18 protein-coding genes are annotated in these 19,873 nt (G+C 61.8%); 8 read left to right on the top strand and 10 right to left on the bottom strand.

From position 1 onward, the window contains the following. Positions 1–183 precede the first annotated feature (183 nt). Positions 184–1,302 carry a GntR family transcriptional regulator gene (locus ACYOEI_RS05790; protein WP_462848395.1) on the bottom strand — a complete coding sequence of 373 codons (1,119 nt, stop codon included), beginning with the start codon at positions 1,300–1,302 and terminating at the stop codon, positions 184–186. A 197-nt stretch (positions 1,303–1,499) separates the two neighbouring features. Here ACYOEI_RS05790 and ACYOEI_RS05785 point away from each other — a divergent pair, with 197 nt between their 5' ends. From ACYOEI_RS05785 to ACYOEI_RS05770, 4 genes are read left to right on the top strand one after another with little or no spacing between them, the layout of a single operon-like run. Next, on the top strand, positions 1,500–2,495 hold the full coding sequence (locus ACYOEI_RS05785) for a substrate-binding domain-containing protein (protein ID WP_462848394.1): 996 nt from the start codon (positions 1,500–1,502) through the stop codon (positions 2,493–2,495). Between the two features lie 26 nt (positions 2,496–2,521). Then, positions 2,522–2,731: a hypothetical protein gene (locus tag ACYOEI_RS05780; protein ID WP_462848393.1), complete on the top strand. Its 210-nt coding sequence runs from the start codon at positions 2,522–2,524 to the stop codon at positions 2,729–2,731. Next, positions 2,728–4,593 carry an ABC transporter permease gene (locus ACYOEI_RS05775; RefSeq protein ID WP_462848392.1) on the top strand — a complete coding sequence of 622 codons (1,866 nt, stop codon included), beginning with the start codon at positions 2,728–2,730 and terminating at the stop codon, positions 4,591–4,593. The genes ACYOEI_RS05780 and ACYOEI_RS05775 overlap by 4 nt, the downstream gene beginning before the upstream one ends. 13 nt (positions 4,594–4,606) lie before the next feature. Then, positions 4,607–6,469, top strand: a complete 1,863-nt coding sequence (locus tag ACYOEI_RS05770; protein ID WP_462848391.1) for a glycoside hydrolase family 32 protein — start codon at positions 4,607–4,609, stop codon at positions 6,467–6,469. 122 nt (positions 6,470–6,591) lie between these two features. Here ACYOEI_RS05770 and dhaL read toward each other — a convergent pair whose 3' ends face one another. The 4 genes from dhaL to ACYOEI_RS05750 all read right to left on the bottom strand — a co-directional run bounded on the left by dhaL (position 6,592) and on the right by ACYOEI_RS05750 (position 10,579). Further along, positions 6,592–7,194: a dihydroxyacetone kinase subunit DhaL gene (gene dhaL / locus ACYOEI_RS05765; protein ID WP_462848390.1), complete on the bottom strand. Its 603-nt coding sequence runs from the start codon at positions 7,192–7,194 to the stop codon at positions 6,592–6,594. 43 nt (positions 7,195–7,237) lie between these two features. Beyond that, positions 7,238–8,242, bottom strand: a complete 1,005-nt coding sequence (locus ACYOEI_RS05760) for a dihydroxyacetone kinase subunit DhaK (protein WP_462848389.1) — start codon at positions 8,240–8,242, stop codon at positions 7,238–7,240. A 967-nt stretch (positions 8,243–9,209) separates the two neighbouring features. Then, on the bottom strand, positions 9,210–9,419 hold the full coding sequence (locus tag ACYOEI_RS05755) for a hypothetical protein (protein ID WP_462848388.1): 210 nt from the start codon (positions 9,417–9,419) through the stop codon (positions 9,210–9,212). A gap of 257 nt (positions 9,420–9,676) precedes the next feature. After that, positions 9,677–10,579 carry a helix-turn-helix transcriptional regulator gene (locus ACYOEI_RS05750; protein ID WP_462848387.1) on the bottom strand — a complete coding sequence of 301 codons (903 nt, stop codon included), beginning with the start codon at positions 10,577–10,579 and terminating at the stop codon, positions 9,677–9,679. Positions 10,580–10,884: 305 nt separating this feature from the next. Between ACYOEI_RS05750 and ACYOEI_RS05745 the strand changes: the two genes are divergently transcribed. The 4 genes from ACYOEI_RS05745 to ACYOEI_RS05730 all read left to right on the top strand — a co-directional run bounded on the left by ACYOEI_RS05745 (position 10,885) and on the right by ACYOEI_RS05730 (position 15,857). After that, positions 10,885–11,355, top strand: coding sequence for a multiubiquitin domain-containing protein (locus ACYOEI_RS05745; RefSeq protein ID WP_462848386.1), 471 nt, complete (start codon positions 10,885–10,887; stop codon positions 11,353–11,355). Beyond that, positions 11,330–12,499, top strand: coding sequence for a ThiF family adenylyltransferase (locus tag ACYOEI_RS05740; RefSeq protein WP_462848385.1), 1,170 nt, complete (start codon positions 11,330–11,332; stop codon positions 12,497–12,499). The genes ACYOEI_RS05745 and ACYOEI_RS05740 overlap by 26 nt, the downstream gene beginning before the upstream one ends. Continuing rightward, on the top strand, positions 12,496–12,981 hold the full coding sequence (locus tag ACYOEI_RS05735; protein WP_462848383.1) for a ubiquitination-like system serine protease family protein: 486 nt from the start codon (positions 12,496–12,498) through the stop codon (positions 12,979–12,981). Before ACYOEI_RS05740 ends, ACYOEI_RS05735 begins: the two co-directional genes overlap by 4 nt. Before the next feature lie 356 nt (positions 12,982–13,337). Beyond that, positions 13,338–15,857, top strand: coding sequence for a DEAD/DEAH box helicase family protein (locus ACYOEI_RS05730; protein WP_462848382.1), 2,520 nt, complete (start codon positions 13,338–13,340; stop codon positions 15,855–15,857). A 51-nt stretch (positions 15,858–15,908) separates the two neighbouring features. Here ACYOEI_RS05730 and ACYOEI_RS05725 read toward each other — a convergent pair whose 3' ends face one another. From ACYOEI_RS05725 to ACYOEI_RS05705, 5 genes are all read right to left on the bottom strand, one after another. Beyond that, a complete protein-coding gene (locus ACYOEI_RS05725; protein ID WP_462848381.1) occupies positions 15,909–16,499 on the bottom strand; it encodes a hypothetical protein in 591 nt (196 codons plus the stop codon). Between the two features lie 103 nt (positions 16,500–16,602). Then, on the bottom strand, positions 16,603–17,040 hold the full coding sequence (locus ACYOEI_RS05720; protein WP_462848380.1) for a DUF488 domain-containing protein: 438 nt from the start codon (positions 17,038–17,040) through the stop codon (positions 16,603–16,605). Beyond that, a complete protein-coding gene (locus ACYOEI_RS05715) occupies positions 17,037–17,654 on the bottom strand; it encodes a DUF488 domain-containing protein (RefSeq protein ID WP_462848379.1) in 618 nt (205 codons plus the stop codon). The genes ACYOEI_RS05720 and ACYOEI_RS05715 overlap by 4 nt, the downstream gene beginning before the upstream one ends. 10 nt (positions 17,655–17,664) lie before the next feature. Beyond that, positions 17,665–18,357 (bottom strand): dual OB domain-containing protein, encoded by a 693-nt coding sequence (locus ACYOEI_RS05710; protein WP_462848378.1) that lies wholly within the window; start codon positions 18,355–18,357, stop codon positions 17,665–17,667. A 217-nt stretch (positions 18,358–18,574) separates the two neighbouring features. Continuing rightward, entirely contained in the window at positions 18,575–19,687 is a 1,113-nt protein-coding gene (locus tag ACYOEI_RS05705; protein ID WP_462848377.1) for a Fic family protein, read from the bottom strand. Positions 19,688–19,873: the final 186 nt, after the last annotated feature.

The following is a 19,873-nucleotide window of genomic DNA, read 5'->3' as shown; positions in this document are numbered from 1 at the left end:
TCGCTGGCGCCGCGGGCTTGTATCAAAGAGGTGCCACTCAAATGCCAATCGCTAACGAAGGCGACTTGCCTACGTTGTTTCGCGAAATTAAAAACAAGACATTTTGATGTTTATGTTGTCGGTTGAAATATGCATGGGTCGCGGAACGGGTCCTCGGGAAGGAACCGGTCTCGGGGCGGACGCTCAGCCGGTGCTTGTGGCGGGGGGGCCGCACGACTGCCGGACGATCAACTCGCCCGCGAGCATCACCTGACGAGGGGGCAACGAAGGGTTCGCCAGCCGATCGAGCAGAGTGTGTAGAGCGACCGTCGCCAGGAGTTGGCAAGGCTGGTGGATCGTCGTCAGGGATGGCCGCAAGAGCTTTGCATACCGCAGGTCATCGACGCCCACGACTCGAATGTCCCGCGGGACGACCAGGCGCAGGTCCGCCAGGGTCTGCATCAGCAGAGCGGCGGTCTTGTCGTTCGCGCAGACCACCGCATCCGGCCGACCAGCCTCCAACCACCCCCGCACGAACGAGACGTCGTCTGCGTCGCCCCAGTGGACCCATTCGGCGTCGGGTGTGACGCCGTGCTCCCAGAGCGCGGCCAGAAACCCGGCGACCCTCATCCGGACTGTCGGGGCCGACGCTCGCCGCCCCAGGAAGTGGACGACGCGGCTTCCCCGCGCCAGGAGATGCCGGGCCAGGAGATAGCCCGCCCGGTGATTGTCGACGCCGACCAGGTCGTAGGGGCTGCGGGCGGGCGGCTCGACGAAGTCGCGGTCCAGCAGCACGATCGGGATCTTCGCCTCGTCGAGCATCCGGACGGCCCGACGGCTGGCCCGATCCTTGTCGGCGGAGAACTCCAAAGGAGAAAAGACCACCCCGGCCACCCCGGCCCGCACGTAGTCCTCGCACAGTCGTAGAGTCGGGGCTTCCAACGCGACCCCCGGCTCGCCGGGCAGGTCGCCCCAGAGCAGTGTGTGTCCCAGCGACTGGGCGTGCCGAGCGAGCGCCACGCACACCGGCTCGAAGATCTCTCCGTCCGCGAGCCCGGGCACAAGCAGCCCGAACGTCCGGCCCCCCGACGAGGCCGGTCCGCTCCCCGCATCCGGCCGGACGTACGTTCCGGACCCGACCCGACGGTCGATCATCCCGACGGCCTGGAGCTCCCGGAGGGCGCGGATGACGGTCGGCCGCGACGCCTCGAACTGCCGCACGAGGGCCGCTTCCGACGGCAGCTTTTGCCCGGCCTTGTAACGTCCGGCGTGGATCGCCGAGCGGAGGTACGCGACGATCTTGCGATACTTCACGTCTTTCATGGCGGGATCCAGACCTGCGGTCGGGAGGGCAGGACGGCGGATTCTCGGCAAGATGATAATACAACTTCGGCGAAGTTGTGAAGCGTACTTTCTTGACGTCATTGTTCGGCGATCGCTAGGATCTCCCCACCGTCGACCGCCCTCGTTCCGTCGGAACAGGCGGCCGTGAGCCTCTTCCCGTTCGAGGCACGATCGCCATGAAACGTCGCGAGCTCATCGTCGCTCCATTCGTTTCGATGCTCGCCGGAGCGGCCCTGGGCCTGTCCGGTTGTGGCGGTGCGAAGGGGCCGACCGGCTCGACCCCACCGAGCGTCACCGCGGCGTCGCACCGGGCAGGGGACCACGGCACCATCGGCGTCTCGCTCCTGACGCTGAGCAACCCGTTCTTCAAGGAAATGGGCGACGCCATGACGGCGGCCGCGGCGGCCGAGGGCTACTCGGTCAAAGTCGTGTCCGCCGAGATGGACCCCGCCCGGCAGCGGGACCAGGTGCGAGACTTCCTCGCCGCCGACATGGTCGCCATGATCCTCACCCCGGCCGACAGCAAGGCCATCGGGACGGCCATCCAAGAGGCGAATGCCAAGAATGTCCCCGTGTTTACCGCCGACATCGCCAGCCTTGCCGGCGACGCCAAGGTGGTCGGTCACGTCGCCACGGACAACTACGGCGGCGGCGTGCAGGCCGGCGAAGCCGCCGTGGAAGCCCTCAGAGGAAATGGCAAGGTCGCCATCGTCGACCACCCCGAGGTCGAGAGCGGGATGCTCCGCGTCAAGGGGTTCGAGGAGGTGATGTCCAAGAATCCCGGCATCTCCGTCGTCGCCAAGTTGCCGGGCCTCGGGCAGCGCGACCGCTCGTTCCGGGTGGCCCAGGACATCCTCCAGGCCCACCCGGATGTGGATCTGATCTTCGCCGTCAACGACCCGACGGCGCTCGGCGTGGTGGCCGCCCTCGAGACGGCTGGCAAGGTCGGACGGGTCAAGGTCATCGGGTTCGACGGCCAACCGGAGGCAAAGGCCGCCATCAAGAGCGGGAAGATCTACGCCGACGCCGTCCAGTACCCGGACCGCATCGGCAAGCTGGCGGTCGAGCGGGTCGTCAAATACCTGGCCGGCGAGGCCGTCCCGCCGGTCACGCTCATCCCGACGGGCCTCTACCGCAAAGCCGATGCGGACGCCGAATCGGCCAAGCCGTGATGGTCTATCTCACCAGAATTGTTCACTTGGCCAGACGTGCCCCAATCCGCGACGCCATGGCCCATGCGGGCAAGGCGATCTCGAAGATCCGTTCCGGCCGGCCCGATGTCCTCGAGAGGAGCGACCGCACCCTCGTGATGCTCGTCGTGCGAATCCGAGGCGAGTTCGACAACACCGACCCCCAGGCGCCTGTGACCTGGGAGCAAGTCCTGCGATTGGCGGTCCCCCGACCATGAGCCGAACCTTACCGACCTGGATCCTCGACCGGCTGGCAGGCCGCTACGGCATGGCCGCCGTCCTGGTGTTGCTGTCGGCGATCCTGTGCGTCGTCACGATCGAGGACCAACATCCCAGGGGGGCCGACGCCGGGAATCGGGCCGCGGCCGGTATCGTCGCGGGCGAGCGCGTGCTGATCGTCGCTCCAGACGACGACGACGGCCGGGCGTTCGCCGGCGCCGTCCGGGCACGACTGGAGAAGGTCGGCGCGACCTTGATCGGCGTGGCTGGCGGCACCCCTCCCGAGGTCCGCAAGGCCGTCGAGGCGGCCGGGGCCGATCGGCTCCTCGTCATCGCCACCCCGAAGGCGGCCCGCTCCCCGGTCCTCACCGGCCGGCCCGGGCTGCGGATCTCCACCGCCGAGTCGTACCGCTGGCCGGTCTTCCTCAAGGCCGAGAACCTGCTCAACGTCGGCAGCCAGGTGGTGGTCATCGCACTGCTGGCGGCCGGGATGACGCTGGTGATCGTGACCGGGGGGATCGACCTCTCGGTAGGCAGCCTCGTCGCTTTGTCGGCCGTCGTCACGGCAATGACCATCCGCGCCGTCGGTGGTGTCGGGGCCGGTCCAAGTGGTATCGCGCTGGGGGTGTGCGCGGGGGTCGGGGCGGGGGCCGTGGCGGGCCTGGCGAGTGCGTTCTTCGTCACGGCGTGCCGACTCCCGCCGTTCATCGCCACGCTCGGCATGATGCAGGTCACGAGCGGCCTGGCGTATCTCCTGGCCGGCGGGCAATCGATCGACGACATCCCGGAAGGCTTCACCTGGCTTGGCCGCGGCAGCACGTTCGGGATGCCCAACGCCGTCGGCCTTATGCTGAGCGTCTACCTCTTCGGCCACGTGGTGATGACTCGCACCGTCATCGGCCGTTACTTATATGCGGTCGGAGGGAACGCCGAGGCGGCCCGGCTGAGCGGGGTCCGGGTGCCCCTCGTTTTGTCGTTCGCATACGTCGTCAGCGGGAGCCTCTCGGGCGTCGGAGGAGTCGTCGTCGCCTCGCAACTCAAGGCCGGCGGGCCGACCTACGGCCAGATGTACGAGCTCTACGCGATCGCCGCCGTGGTCGTCGGCGGATCCTCGCTGACTGGCGGTTCCGGCCGCATCCTCGGCACACTGATTGGGGTGCTGATCATCTCCGTCATCCAGAACGGGATGAACCTGACCGGCGTCGAGAGCTACTTGCAGAAGGTCGTCCTCGGGCTGGTCATCCTTGCCGCGGTGACGCTCGACACGGCGCGCCAGGACGGCCGAATTCAGACGGCCCTGGGCCGCTTTTCTCGTCGCCGGGTCGGCCATCCCTACGCCTCGACCTCGAACGCGGTCGAGTCCGAGGAAAATGAAGAGTGGCAGACCGTCGCCGCGCGGGTGGTCTCCGGGCACGGCGTCGCGTCGGGCCGCAACGGCAACCCCCGATATCCCGGCGGCACCCTCCGGATGCAGGTCGAACCGTTCCGGGAGCGAGGGATCGACCTTGCCGCATTCCACTTCGGCACGGTCAACATCAGCATCGCGCCCCAGACCTATCACGTCCTCGCCCCGAAATGCACGGTCCGCCAGTTGAAGTGGCACCCCACCGACCCGGCCGAGGACTTCTCGTTTTTCGATGTCCGCCTCACGGCCCCGGACGGGGTCGCCGTCGATGGCCTCGTCTATCACCCGCACCCGGACACCAAGCCGGCCCACTTCCAGCGCCCGGACGTGCTGGAACTGCTCCTGCCGTTCGTGGAGTCGCTCGGCTCCGGCGCCGAAGTGCAACTGGCCGTCCGCCGCGATCAACTGCGGATCGAGCCGGCATCCCCGCGTCACATCCCCGACTCCGACGGCTAACCCGAGGCTCCCGATGCGAAGACTCCTTGCCTTCCTGGTTTTGCTCGACGCCTTGTCCGCATCCCTCGCCGTCGCGGCCGAAGACATCCCGATCGGCGTCTTCAAGAGCTCAACCTACGACGGCTGGACGGCCGAGGGCAAGGCCTTCGAGCCCGGCCCCGTGTCGGGGGAGCTGCTCAATACGCTCGAGATCGAAAACGCGGAAGAGGGTGCTGGCGTTGCCTCGAGCGAGGTTGACGGCGACAGTCCAACCGGCACGCTCACGTCGCCCGAGTTCAAGATCGAGCGGAAGTTCATCGAGCTCACGATCGCCGGCGGTAACTACGAACGCCATACCTGCGTCAACCTGCTCGTGGGCGGCAAGATCGTCCGCAGCGCCACCGGCTGGCGGAGCGATCGACTGATGCCGACCTGTTGGGACGTGTCGACGTTCGCCGGCCAGCCGGCTCGCGTCGAGCTGGTGGACCGAGCCAGCGGCCACTGGGGCCACATCAACGTCGGCCGCGTCGTCCAGACCGACGCTCCGAGGTCGATTCCACCGACGGTCACGCCGCTCTACAAAGAATCCTTGCGCCCGCAATTCCACTTCACCGCCCGCCAGTGGACGATGAATCGTCTCAACCCGAGGGAACGGGAAGAGGGCTGGCTGAACGACCTGAACGGGCTGATTTTCTACGAGGGCGAGTATCACCTCTTCGCCCAGCGTTGGAACAAGTGCTGGATCCACGCGGTCAGCAAGGATCTCGTCCGCTGGACCGAGCTGGAGCCCGCGTTCTGGGAAGATAAGCTGGACGCCGCGGTCCAATCCGGGACCTGCGTCATCGACTACGAGAACACGTCCGGCCTTTCGCCGGATCGCTCGAAACCGGCGATGATCGCGTTCTACTCGGGCAACGACAACCGGAGCCAGTGCCTCGCATACAGCCTCGACCGGGGCCGGACCTGGACGCAACACGCCCAGAATCCGATCCTCGACTTCCCCGAGCGCGACCCGAAGGTTTTCTGGTACGCCCCGGCGAAGCACTGGGTCATGATGCTCTACGGCAACAGCCGCTACCATGTCCTCACGTCGAGCGACCTGCTGCACTGGAAGGACGAGAAGACGCCGATCCGCGATGGCTTCGAGTGCCCGGACTTCTTCGAGCTGCCGGTCGACGGCGACCCGAAAATCAAGAAGTGGGTACTCATCCAGGGCAACGGTAAGTACTCAGTCGGCACGTTCGACGGCATCGCGTACAAGGAAGAAACTCCCCGATTCCCCTGCGACGTCGGCGACTTCTACGCCACCCAATCCTGGCACAACACCGACACCGGCGACGGCCGCCGGGTCCAGGCGGCCTGGATGCGGTTCTCCCACGCCCCAGACATGCCGTTCAACCAGCAGGTCACCTTCCCTTGCGAGCTGACCCTGCGGACGACCCCCGACGGACTGCGAGTGTTCCGCGAACCCATCCGCGAGATCGCCACCCTGCACGTCGGCCGCCCCGAGACCTGGACCGATCGCGAACTGCGGGCCGGGCAGACCCTGCCCCTGATGCCGTCGGGCCGGCAGTTCCATGTCTCGGCCGAAGTTGACATCCCCGCCGGGGCGAAGCTGACCCTAAACGTCCGGGGCATCCCCGTGACACTGACCTCAACCACGCTGTCGTCCGACCGCCGTTCCGCCACGGTGCGAGACCGGGTCAAGTCTTTCGAAATGCTCATCGACACGACGTCCATCGAGACCTTCGTGAACCGGGGCGAGCTGTCGTTCACCAAGTTCGTCCTGCCCTACGAGAACGGCCTCTCCATTCGGGCCGAAGGCGGCCCCATTCTGATCCGGTCGCTGACCGTCCATCCGCTCCGCTCCGCGTGGCCAGACTCACCTCCGAGTTGACGGCCCGTTCAGGACCGAAAACTCGGACTCGTCCACCGCGATCGACTTCACTACCACCCCTGGACGCTAACCCGCCTAGGCATCACAGACGGATTCCGATCCGTGAACATCCCCAAACGGCGTCAGGTGGGCGATCCAACGAACTCCGACATGGCCTGGAGAATCAGGCTCACCGAGACAGCCCCAGGGTCGGCGTGCCCTTGCGATCGGTCGCCCAGGGCCTTCGCCTTGCCCAGGCGAGCTACCAACGCCCTCGCTGCCACCTCTCCCTGACAGGACGCTTGCGCGACGGCCGCGAGAGCCTCATCCAGCGAGGCTGCCGTAAGCTCCGCCGCGCGGCGTGCCGCGGGTTCCAGGGCATCGACCATCGTCTTGTCACCGAGCCGAGCCTTGCCGCGCTCCTGCACCGCCTGTAACCCGTCGTTGAGAAATCGGGCGAGCGATTGGGCATCGAACACTCGATCGTCGGCGAGATGCCGGGCTCCGCCGCGGAAGAGCGTCCCGAAGATCGCCCCGGAAGCGCCTCCCCCCTGAGACAGGAACGCTCCACCAATCTCCTTCAGCATTTCAACCAGGTCTGTGTAAGTATGGCCTTCCAGTTGTTGCTGCACAGCCTCGAAGCCCCGGGCCATGGTACAGCCATGGTCCCCGTCCCCAATCTCGCGGTCGGCCTGGGAGAGTTCGTCTTTCTTGTCGATCAACACCCCGGCAACGTGCAGAAACATTTGCCGGGCCTCGTCCGTCGTTAGCAAGTTTTTGCCCATGTCTTTACCCTTTCACGAAGGCCAATGAGCGGGCGGGCATCTCGTAGTAGCGCCGCAACTCCTCGTCGAGCTTCATCAGCGTCAGCGAAAAACCTGCCATCTCCTGACACGTGCAGAAGCTGCCGACCGTCGTGTCCTGGACCGCGATCCCTCGGTCTCTCAAGAGGCGATGCGCCTGGCGAGTCACGATCAACAGTTCCATCCAGGTCGTCGAGCCCAGGTTGTTCACGAGCAGACAGACGTCGTCGCCGGCCCGGAACGGCAAGTCGGCGAGGATCCGGCTCATCATGTCCTCGACCACCTCGTCGGCAGGACGTAGCTTCCCGCGGACGACGCCCCGTTCGCCGTGAAGTCCCATCCCGACCTCGATTTCGTCATCACCCAACTCGAAGGTCGGCTCGCCTGTCTCCGGAATCGAGCCGGCAGACAGCGCCACGCCCATCGTCCGAGTCCAGTCACGGGCCTTCGCCGTCACCCTGACGACCTCGTCCAGATCCTCCAACTGGGACGCCGCCGCACCGGCCACCTTGACGACCAACAGGTCACCCGCAATGCCACGGCGGTCGTCCAACCGATTCGAGGGAGCCGAGGCCACGTCGTCCCAGACCCGGACCGTGCGCGTGACGATTCCCTCTTCCGCGGCCAATTCCGCGGCCATGTCGAAGTTCATATTGTCGCCGGCGTAGTTTCCGTAGAGGTAAAGAACGCCGTTGCCCCGGTTCACCGCTCGCGTGGTCGCGAGGATGACATCCGGCGACGGTGCGGCGAAAACATGGCCGCAGGCGGCACCGTCGGCCATACCTTCGCCAACCAGGCCGGGGAAGAGCGGTTCATGGCCGCTCCCACCGCCAATGAGCAAGGCGACCTTCCCTTGTGGAATCGCCGTCCTCACCACCGCCGTTGTCGCCTCCACCAGGGCTAGACGCCCGTGGGACGCGGCGACCACTCCCTCTAATAGCTCCGGCACGACCCGCCGGGGGTCGTTGAAGATCTTCTTCGCCTTGCGCATGATCCTGTCATCCTCAGCCGAAGCGACCCAGCGCGGCATTGTTTCGACCACGGCCAACCGAAATCCCCGAGCCGTCGAACCCGCCGGTCTAGAAAAATTCTATAAATAAAACATGTGATAGATACTAGCAGTTTCCCAGGGTTGGTTGCTGCTCGAGATCGGCACCATTTTGACGCCTAATGAGCACTTTGCCAACGCTGCATGAAAATCAGCGAGAAGTTCATCCGCCTGGACCGCGTCCAGGAAACGAAGGCTGACGTTACCGGCAAAAGACCCGGTAGGATGTACGGGATAAATGGGAAGTTTAGAAAATTTCGCTCGCAAGTATTTCTAAAACCGAGACTTGCGGTGCGAACCTCTTCGCCTCCGACCATTTTTTCTTCCCGGAGATATGTACTGACGTTCAGTTTTGTCGGTCACGTCAATTATTGAACAAGTCAACGACTTTTAGTGTGTCTGTCGTAAAGGGTGGGGTGCGAGTGCAACCGCCGCGTGACCGTGATGAGACGCACCGCGTCGATCCTAGGGCTGGAGCCGAGCTCGCGGCCAGGGGAGAGGCCGCAAAAGTATTCCCTTTCCGCCGATGAGGACGATCCTGTCTCTTCCTCGAACATAGCATCGGATCAACAAAAAAAAGGCCAGTCGCGATGAAATCATCGCGACGGGCCTAGGAGTGGAGGCGGCGGGAATTGCACCCGCGATCGAGTTCCCGCAAGTCGCTATGCAGCATAAGAGTTGCGCCGATACTCAGGCGGGTTGTCTGCACACTGTCTGCACCGACCTGGCACTACGTGAGTTGGTCGCTAAGTGGCTCTCCCTGGCCCCGTCTGTCAGAACAAAGATCATCGGATTGATGAGGGAGTCTGAGGCAAGCAGCCAGGCTCCTGAGGTGGGTCAATGAATCACATCCAGCGAATGCGAACTTTCGCGCCCGCTCAGATGCTGAGGCCGTTGAGGTCCACTGCCTCTAACGGGCCCTGTCGGAGGGGACGGCATTCTGGCGATCGTGGTCGCGTAATTGCTCCCGAAGGCAGTGGCTTATCTCTCGGTAGACCATTAGTCCGACCAGGACGATGGAAAGTCCGCTGAGCGTGAAGGCCATCCGCTCATTGGTTGTGGCCGCGGCCATGTTCTGAACCTGGCTGGCGGCGTTGAGTGTCGTCGCTATCGCGCTCATAGGGATTCGCCGTCATAAGTGGGCTGGCGGCCTGCCAGCCTCGTCGGATCAGGCGTACATGCCTCCACGGTTCGAGCTTTACGGATTCGGACTCGTTGGACCCTCACCTCCCCGGCCGAACGCGTACGAATGTCCCAGAAGATAAGCGATCCAGAATTTCATTTATCACACATTACCGGAGGCATCTACATCGCATTTGAATGGAGTTACGATTCCCAATTTGAACCATCGAGGGCGGAATTTGCGTGGGCCTGAGTTCAACCGCCCGCCTGCGGTTCGCTGGGCTCGCACCTGCCAATCTCCTGCATCACTGACTCGACCTCGTCCGGATTCTCCAGGACCAGTTGCTGACGCTTCGGTACTGCGTCGGCCGGAGCGAAATCCAGGCCGAGCTGACGGAGGAAATAGAATGCCATGCAGACACGCATGGACGTCTTGAGCCGTCCATCATCCATGCCGTAGTCGAGTTCAACAGCTCGACGGTTGCCCGCTTTCAAAGCCGGGTGCGGGATCAGGATGAGCGTCACATGGCGCTCCCAGCCGGCATCGCCGGCAGGGTCGACGTCTCCCGGCCGGGCCTCGGCGATCTCGAGGATCCGAGACAGGACGAAATCTCGGAACTCCTTCCGTTCGTAGCACCATGCGCGGGCATGCCAACGGAATCCGTCGAATCCCAAGGAGTGGGGCGAGAGCCAGCGCCAACTCGGTTTCTCGCTGGACATCGACTGGTAGTGCACCTTGACCGAGGTACGGGTGCGGATCGCCCCGAGCACGCGGCGCAACGTCTCGGGATCGAGTGGGCGGCGAAGGATCGGGACGATGGAGTAGGACGGGAGGCGGACGGCCCATGAGTCCTCGTCCGTGAGCAACCCGGCCTGGATGAGCCTGAGCTGGGCGAGGTATTGCCCGGCGGATGGTTCGAAGAACACGGGCTTGAAGTGCGGGCCCGCCACGTAGGCCTTGCGGGTCTTGTCATAAACTGCGTTTCCCTCCGCCCCCTCCTGGTATTGGGTCAGGTCCGATGATGCCTGCGGCACCGAAACCCCGAAGTGGTCGATGATATCGGATCGATTGACGTGCCCTTCCCAGTACAAGCGGAAGTCGATGAATTCGAGCCGCTGCTCGACCGACCATCGCGTTTTCTTGTTGCGTTTCGTCACACGGCTTGCCCTCGACGCGGAAGGTGCGTATACTTTCTAGATGGGTCAAGTTTGGCTTCCCAGCGACTTACTATTCTCACAAATTGGCGGCACCGCGTAAAGGGAGTGGTTGTCGACGCTGCTTGCCACGAAGCCTGCAGTGGCAGGACTCGACCGCATCACCGGGGGCGTTCGAGGCAATTAGGGACCACATTGGCCCGCGTAAATCCGATCTGCGACCGCGGCGAACGCGGTCGCGAATCATTACTCTGAACTCATCTGTCGTCGCGATCGGGACGTTCAATCCGCTAGCTGGAGGCTTTGTGATGTCGGAGCAGAATCCCGAATCTCGCCCGAAGAGCGAGATCCGCATACACATCGATCGGGTGGCGTACAAGTCCCCCAATCCCACCGACGGGGAGTCGCTTTACGAGCTCGGGAAGGTCCGGGCGGGCTTCGAGCTTTATCTGGAGGTGCAGGGCAACGAGGAAGATCGTCTGATCTCTAGGGACCATGAGAAGGTCCGTCTCGAGGAGGACGAGCATTTCTACAGCGCGAATTCGCACAAGAAGGTCTTCACGATCTTCGTCAACGGCCGGGAGAAGGAAGTGAGCGGGAAGGTACAGTCCTTCGCCGAGATTGTCGCCTTGGCTAACTTGCCCGCCGACCCGAACACCATCTTCACCGTCACCTTCAAGAAAGGCCGCCGCAACCAAGAGGGCGCCCTGGTCGAGGGCGACACCGTCAAGGTCAAGGATGGGATGATTTTCAATGTCACGCCAACTAGTAAGTCGTAGTGCCGACCTCAAGCGGCTGCGGGACGAGGGCTACGACATCGAAGTGAGGTCGAATCACCTCCTGGTGAAGGACGTCCCATACGTCGATTCCCAAAGGGCCGTCAGGCGCGGCATCCTCGTCTCCGAGCTCACGCTCGCGGGCGAGGTGACGGCCGCGCCCGGCACCCATGTCGCGCTCTTCATCGGGGAGCATCCCTGCGGGAGGGATGGGACCCTGATTTCACAGATCCAGCACCAGAGCGGCGACCAGGATCTCGGTAACGGACTCGTGGCCAAGCATTCTTTTTCCAACAAGCCGAGCGACGGCTACAAGGACTACTACGAAAAGGTCACGAGATACGTCGACATCATCTCGCATCCCGCGATGTCGCTCGAGCCCGGGGTGACGGCCAAGACGTTCCCGGCCGTGGAGGACAAGGAGGGCGAGTCGCCCTTCCACTACGTCGACACCGCCTCGAGCCGAGCCGGTATCACCGCCGTCACGGGCAAGCTGGCGTTGCGACGGCTGGCGATCGTGGGGGTGGGTGGGACCGGATCCTATGTCCTCGACCTGGTGGCCAAGACCCCGGTGCAGGAGATCCACATCTTCGACGGGGACCGGATGTTGAATCACAACGCCTTCCGGTCGCCCGGCGCGCCGTCCCTCGATCAGCTGGGGCAGCGCCTGTTGAAGGTGGATTACTTCGGGGAGATCTACTCTCGGATGCACCGCGGCATCGTCTCCCACGATTCCTACGTCGACGCCACGAACCTCGATCAGTTACAAGGGTTGGACTTCGTCTTCGTCTGCCTCGACAGGGGCGCGGCCAAGCGACTGATCGTCGAGCGGCTGATCGAATGGAGCATCCCGTTCATAGACGTCGGCATGGGGATCGAGCTGGTTGACGGAATGCTGGGCGGCGTCCTTCGCGTCACGACCGTGACGCCGGAGCAACACGACCATGTTTCGCGCCGCATCTCGTTCGCCGATGGCGAGGACGATTACGCCAGCAACATCCAGATCGCCGATCTCAACGCCCTGAACGCGACGCTCGCCGTGATCCGGTGGAAGAAGCTCTTCGGGTACTATCGCGATTTCGAGAAAGAGCACCAAAACACGTTCACTACGGATTGCAACATGTTGCTCGGCGAGGACAAGCAATGAGGCCCGAAGTCGCCCTCACGCATGAATTCGTCCGGGCCATTCCGGATGAATTGCAGGAACACACCATCTACGTGTCGATCGATTTCGCCACGGCCGCCCACAAATGCTGCTGTGGTTGCGGCCGAGAAGTGGTCACGCCCCTCAGTCCGACGGATTGGAGATTGATCTTCGACGGGGAGACGGTCTCCCTCGAGCCCTCCGTCGGCAGCTGGAATCTCCCTTGCCAGTCCCATTACTGGATAAAGCACGACAAGGTGCAGTGGTCGCGCCAATGGTCGAGGGAGCAGGTTGCGGCCGAGCGAGCGGCGGATGCTCGGGCAAAGGCCCGGTATTATGGGAAGGAAATCGCCGAGGATCTGCCCCCCATAAGCGTCCCATCCCCATCTGTTCCGGCTACCGCATCGGGTACAGGCCATCCGGTCGAGGCCAAACCGGCGGCAAGCATGATGCGGCGGATCAAGAAATGGCTATTCGGCGACTGATCAGACCTGGGGATCTTGGCGCGTGAGGATCGATCGCATCCGGGCCAGGTCTCGGCGAATGCACGGGACACGCTGTGGGTATGTTGGGTCCCCTCCCCGCATTGCGCCGAGCGGGAGCATGCCATGGCGGGCCGGAGAATTCCACGATTGGCCTGGAACCGCGATGATAGCAATGCCGACGAGATTACAGGCTTAAACTCGTAGACACTCGAATTTCATCGCTTTAAATTTCTCATTGACCGGCTATTGATATTCGTGTCGGATACGGAGTTCTACACGCTCATTCTGCCTCATTCTCCAGCGGGAGTGCTCTCGACCCTGCTGCGTCGGCTTACAACTCATCCAGGACCTCCCCTGTGGTAGACTTCAAGAAACGCCTTACTGGACGCACCTCTGACAAGCAGATTGATCCGGTCAAGCTTTACGACACGCTGGATCGCGCCCACGATAAGGGGCCGCTGAGACCGGCTCAGGTCGCTGTCCTCGCTGAATGGTTTGCGAATCACCAGGGCACGCGGGACAACATCGTCAAGCTCCACACCGGCCAGGGTAAGACGCTGATCGGGCTGCTCATGCTCCAGGCCCGGTTAAATGCCGGCAAGGGCCCTTCACTCTATCTTTGCCCCGATAACTATCTGATCGACCAGACATGTGACCAGGCGAGGCAGTTCGGGATCGCCACGTGTAAAGCCAGCCCGGAACTGCCGGAAGAATTCCTCAACAGCAACACAATCCTGGTCGCTTCCGTCCAGAAGCTCTTCAACGGCCTGACGAAATTCGGCCTGAATCGGCAGTCTGTGGCCGTTGGGTCGATGCTGCTCGACGACGCCCATGCATGCTCCGACATCATACGCGAGGCATGCCGCATTCGCATCCCGCGGGAAGAACCCGCCTATCACGCCCTACGGACGCTCTTCGCCAGCGATCTGGAAGCCCAAGGGGTCGGCACGTTCGCGGACCTGTGCAACCATCAGCGCGATGCCTTGCTCCCGGTGCCCTATTGGGCGTGGCTTCCTCGCGAGTCTGAGGTCGCTCGCATCTTGTCGGAGCACTCAAAGCGAGACTCGGTGAAGTTTGCCTGGCCTCTGCTCAAAGACATATTGGGTCATTGCCAATGCGTCTTTTCGGGCACCGCACTAGAGATCGAGCCATACATCGCGCCGCTATCGGCTTTTGGCTCCTATTGGGAGTCCAGTCACAGGATCTTCATGTCGGCAACCGTTACGGATGATGCGTTCCTCGTGAAGGGATTGCAGCTGAAGCCGGAGACCATCACCCGACCGCTGAGCTACGCTAAGGAGACATGGTCGGGCGAGAAGATGGTCCTGCTCCCGTCACTCATCCACGAATCGCTAGACCGCGAGACGATCGTCAAGGGATTTGCCGGACCCATGCCGAAGCGGCGGAATGGGCTCGTCTGCCTGGCGCCGAGCTTCAATCGGACGCGCGATTGGGTCGGCTACGGTGCTAGCGCGACGGATAAGGACACGGTCTCCGGGGCGATCGACAGCTTGAAGAAGGGCCATTATGAGAAGGCCGTCGTTTTGGTCAATCGGTACGACGGCATCGATCTCCCCGACGAATCGTGCCGAATCCTGGTCTTCGACTCGAAGCCGTATTCCGAAAGCCTGATCGATCTCTACCAGGAGTTGTGCCGCCCGGATAGCGACGCCACGCTCATGCGAACGATCCGCACCGTCGAGCAAGGGATGGGCCGGAGCGTGCGGGGCGAGAAGGATTACTCGGCGATCGTCATTATAGGGCCCGATATCATCAGGTTAGTTCGAGAAAAATCGACGCGACGCTATCTTTCGCCTCAGACGGCCGCCCAAATTGAAATCGGCCTGGACATTGCAGACATGGCGAGGCAGGAAATCGACGCGGGTAGGGCGCCGGCTGATGCCTTCAACGGCGTGCTGAACCAGTGCCTCGGGCGGGACGACGGCTGGAAGGCGTTCTATGTCGAGCAGATGGATAAGGTCACGCCAGCCGGCGCCAATGCGGTTATCTTGAATCTTTACGCGACGGAACTCGTTGCTGAACAGGCATATAATGCTGGGGACTATGCTACAGCAGGCAAGACGATCCAGTCGATGCTCGACGGCGGCACGGTAAACCAGGCTGATAAGGGCTGGTATCTTCAAGAAATGGCCCGCTACTACTATCAGGCTGATCGCCAGGAATCGCAAAGGCTCCAGGTCGCCGCCCACAAGAACAATCACATGCTTCTTCGCCCACCGTCTGGCGTCACTGTCGCGAAACTGACGGTGATCAGCCAAGGACGCGTCGAACGAATCGCAGAATGGGTCCGTGAGTTGGGCACCTATTCCGACCTCGATATCCGCATCACCGATATCCTGAACTCCCTCGTCTTCGGCACCAAGGCTGACAAGTTCGAACACGCATTGGACGAGCTCAGCAGGGCGCTCGGGTTCGCGGGCGAGAGGCCGGACAAGCAATGGAAAGAGGGACCCGATAATCTCTGGGCAATGGATGACACCCAATACCTCCTCTGGGAATGCAAGAGCGAGGTCGATGTTACTCGCGCCGAGATCGATAAGCGCGAGGCGGAGCAGATGAATCGTTCGAGCGCCTGGTTCGAGAAACACTACCAGGGTCTGAACGTGAAACGCATCCTGATCCATCCCTCGAACACCGTTCAGAGTGCCGCCGCCTTCACGCACGAGGTCGAGGCGACCCGCGTAGCAGAACTCCGGTCTATCGTGAAATCGGTACGGGAATTCTTCAAGTCATTCGAAACGCAAAATTTCAAGGATTTGTCGGCAAGACATGTTCAGCAAATGATCGATGCTCACCGGCTTACGGTCGAGGATTTCCTGAAAAACTATTCGAAGAAACTACGGCATTTGAAATAAATACAAAGGCATAAGGCCAAGAATGTCCCTGCTTGCTTGCCCTTGGGATTTTTATTTACAACGGGTCATTCCACCAAATGTTTGGCAGGTGGTTCCAAAACTATCCTTGAGCTGCTGCTGACGCATCATCTCCGTCTGTTCTTGCAACAATTCTAGTTTTCGCTGCTCGTAATATGCTTGAGGGTTAATAGCCTTCATTCGCTCGTCGTTCTGGCATTTCATAGGGTTAGGGCTAGCTATGCAGGCCAAGGCGATGCGATTGGTCTCGGCCTGACCACGTCCTTTGGATTGAACCGCTTGCGTGGTGTAGTCGTTGAATTCAAGCCCGAGCGCCGCTGCTCCTTCCGAATACTTGGCAAAAGACATTTTGCGATTATCATAATCCTCTGCAAGCAATGTCAGTTTCGCCCTATGCAATTCCCACGCATTTAGAAAGTCGGGCGCATAGAATGCCCACACCGGACGCTGCTGCTCTGTGATGCAGTGTATTATCGGCTCCAGAGTTCCCCTTTTAGGCTTCGACTGCCCGGACCCATCTTTGGATAGACTTTCTTCGGCGAGCGTCCCGCATTGGTTTGCTGCCGTGTTTAGCGCTGCCTGGAAGGGAATATTCCTGTGGCCGTCCTGGCAACCGAATAACAACAAAACTGGTCCTACGACCCACCTCTTTGAAACCATAATCTCTATCTCAGATATTGCATTATTTGAGTTTTACGGAAATTTCGCCCTTTAGCGGGCACCCACTTCAAGGGATATGCTCGATCTCAACATTCCCCCAGCGGTTCTTTAGGTATTCAGCGACGAGTCGGCGGTGGCAGTGGTGGGGTTTCTCTTCGCTGCAAAGCAGGCATCCGCCGTCCAGCTGATCGGGCGTGAGTGCCTCCTCGATCTTCCTGTCTTCCATCAGTTTCAAGAATTGCCGCTCGTAGACGCCCCAGTCTCCCTTGTTCGTCTTGTAGGCGGTCAGGATGTCCTGGGTTGGAGCCAGGACGGGCAGGTGGAGGTAGTCGATTTTGCAGATTTGGTCGGTGAAGTATTTCAGGTCGTTCTTCTTTGTGAAGCCCGCGAGCTGCGAAACGTTGTTCAGGCGGACGTCGATGAGCGTCCGCGCGCCGGAGTTCTTGATCCTGGTAAAGAACGTCTCTGCTGACTTCTTGGTGAATCCGATCGTGAACAATTTCATCCTGCGACTCCTCTGCCGTCCCCATGCGCCGGCGCGTCGATTTGATAAGCGATCCGGTCGGCCTGGATACGGTAGGCGTCCGAAACGGCCAGCTCCCTCGTGCTGAACATGTCGTCCGCCGAGAGCTTAAGCAGCCGGATCAATCGCGACAAGACCTTCGAATGGCTCTCGATCCTGCCGTCGGCGTGGATGTGCTGAACGTCGAATCCCAGCTCCTCGAGGCTCTTCGAGACAAGGATGGTTCGGTGGCATTCCAGCGGTTCCTTCTCGGCGCACATCAGTGCAAGACGATATGTCTCCGAGCCCTTTCGGACGCGCTCCAGGCCCGCTCGGAAGAGTTCCGTTTTGGCTAACCGGTCGTATTGCACCTTGCCGTGCTCGTAGCAGGCGTGGTCCTCGCTCCTCGCCCCCAGCTCCTTGCCGAGGAACACGTAGGAGATGCCGTGCTCGCGGAGCGACTTCTTGAGCGACTCCCGATTGAACTGCGGGTTGAATTGGCTGTAAGGCTTCGATCGCACATCGCAGAGGGCGGTGACGCCGTGCATCTCCAGCAGTGCGGCAAACTGCTCCATCCGATGATTGGAATGGCCAATGGTGAAAACCGTCCGTGTCATGGCCACTCCTTTACAATGGTTGCCTTGCGAACAGCGCCGCCACGAGCTTGAAGCAGTCGCCGTCGCTGTACGGCTCGCTCAGGCTGATGGCCAGGAAGGCTTCCGCGACCGGGTATTCGGCATCTGGCCTTGCGAGCAGCGTCTGCTCGACGATCGGATCCGTGATGATGAGGCTGTAGTATTCGCCATCGTGGTGGAACATCGCGCGAACCCGGCGCCGCGCAGGGCCCGAGAACTGGCTCTCCGCGCTGACTCGGATACGCAGGTTTTGCGGCCGGATGAGCAGCAGGGAGCCTCTCACCTGGGCTACGGCCGTCGCACCCACCTTGTCGTTATGGCCGTGGAAGGTCGAATTCCCGTTAGTCCAGAGCGTGGTCGGCTGATCGAGCATCCGGCCGAGATCGGCCCATGTCGCCGTGCCCACCTTCTCCCAATAATAATCGGCGTCGATCAGCACGTTTTCGGTCTGATGTCCCATCGGCCTGGGCGCGATGAGGGGGACCGTGATCACGTCCAGCAGTTGAGGCATCGTGCCGTCCTGGAAACGCCTCTCCTCTTCGGAGATTTCATGCGAGGGGCGCACGCTGACCGGCCGGACCCATCTCCCAAATCCGCCTCCCGCACTTTCCTTGCCGGCGATGCAACGCCCGGAAGGCGGCTTTCGGGAATTGGCCAAGCAGACGATGGTCACAATGTCATTCATGATTACAATTTATAAACGTAAACGAAGGTTTGCTCTACAAGTATTTGGCCACCCTCCTCCGGGTTGCGTCAGGGCGTATCCGATTCTACATCGGCGGAAACCCCGGTGCCCCATCAAGGAAATCTTCGGAAACACCGTTTTCCATCTGGAAAGATTTCATGCCGCCTTGCATGAAATCATGCAAGGCGGCATGAATGAAATGTGATCCGGGAGCGACCTAACCTGCCGATTCGACGAGCACGTAATGCGTGCTCCTTCCCCCCGCCGGCTCCTTCTCCAAGACGCCGCGTTTGACCAGCTCCATGATGTCGCGGTGGGCGGTGTCCTGGGAGCATTTCGCGAGCTTCGCCCATTTGGACGAGGTGAGATGGCCTTCGAACCCATCCTGCAAGCGGTTGAGGATCTTGCGTTGCCGGTCGTTGAACGACTCCCCTGCGTGTCCCTCCCAGAAACGGGCCTTCTTCAATACCCGGGCCAGGGTCGCCTCCGCCCCCCCGAACGCCCGGTCGAGGCATGCTAGGAACCAATCCATCCAGGCGGTGACGTCGAGCGTTCCCTTCTGGGTGCCTTCCAGGATGCGGTAGTAGTCGCTCCGTTCGGCGCGGATCTGGGCCGACATGCTGTAGAAACGGCTGGGACTGCCTTCCGAGCGCGCCAGCGACATGTCGGCGATCGCGCGGGCGATGCGTCCGTTGCCGTCGTCGAACGGGTGGATGGTCACGAACCACAGATGGGCCAAGGCGGCCTTCAGGACCGGGTCGGCGCCCGTCGTGGAGTTGAACCAGTCGAGGAATGCGGCCATCTCGCGGCCGATGTTGGCGGCCGCCGGGGCCTCGAAATGGACTTTCTCCTTGCTGATCGCCCCCGACACGACTTGCATCGGGCCTGAGCTGTCGTCCCGCCATTCGCCGACCTTGATCCGGTGCATGCCGCTACGGCCGGTCGGGAATAAGGCGGCATGCCAGCCGAAGAGGCGATCTTCGGTCAGGGGCATGTCGTGGTGTTGCGTGGCGTCCAGCATCATCTCGACTACCCCTTCCACGTCGCGGTCGGCGGGCGTGAGGGCGCCGACGTCCATGCCCATTCGGCGGGCGATGGAGGATCGGACCTGGTCCCGGTCGAGGATTTCCCCTTCGATCTCGCTCGACTTCAGGACATCCTGGGTTAGGGTGTCGAGGACGGCCTCCTCACGCAGCCGGAAGCCCAATGCTTCCATGCGTCCGATGAGCCGCCCCTGGCGATGACGCACCGCCGCGAGAGGGACCGAGACCTTTTCCTGGTCCCAACGGAATTGTGGCCAGTCTTTTTGGTGATGGATGTACACGCTCATTCTCCGCATCTCGTGCGGAGATAATACCCCGTTTTCGCCGCACGGGCAAACGGTTTCTCCGCAGGTCATGCGGAGATTAGCTGGGACAATCTCCGCGTCCCCTCACCTTTCACTCGACTTTTTCAGGATTTTCTGTTTTAAGATAACGACTTAACCCTTTACCTAGAGACAGGATAGATGGCGAGC

This window comes from Singulisphaera rosea, from assembly GCF_054877945.1.
The sequence above is the reverse complement of the archived record's forward strand: the minus strand, read 5'-3'. Positions and strand labels throughout refer to the sequence as shown.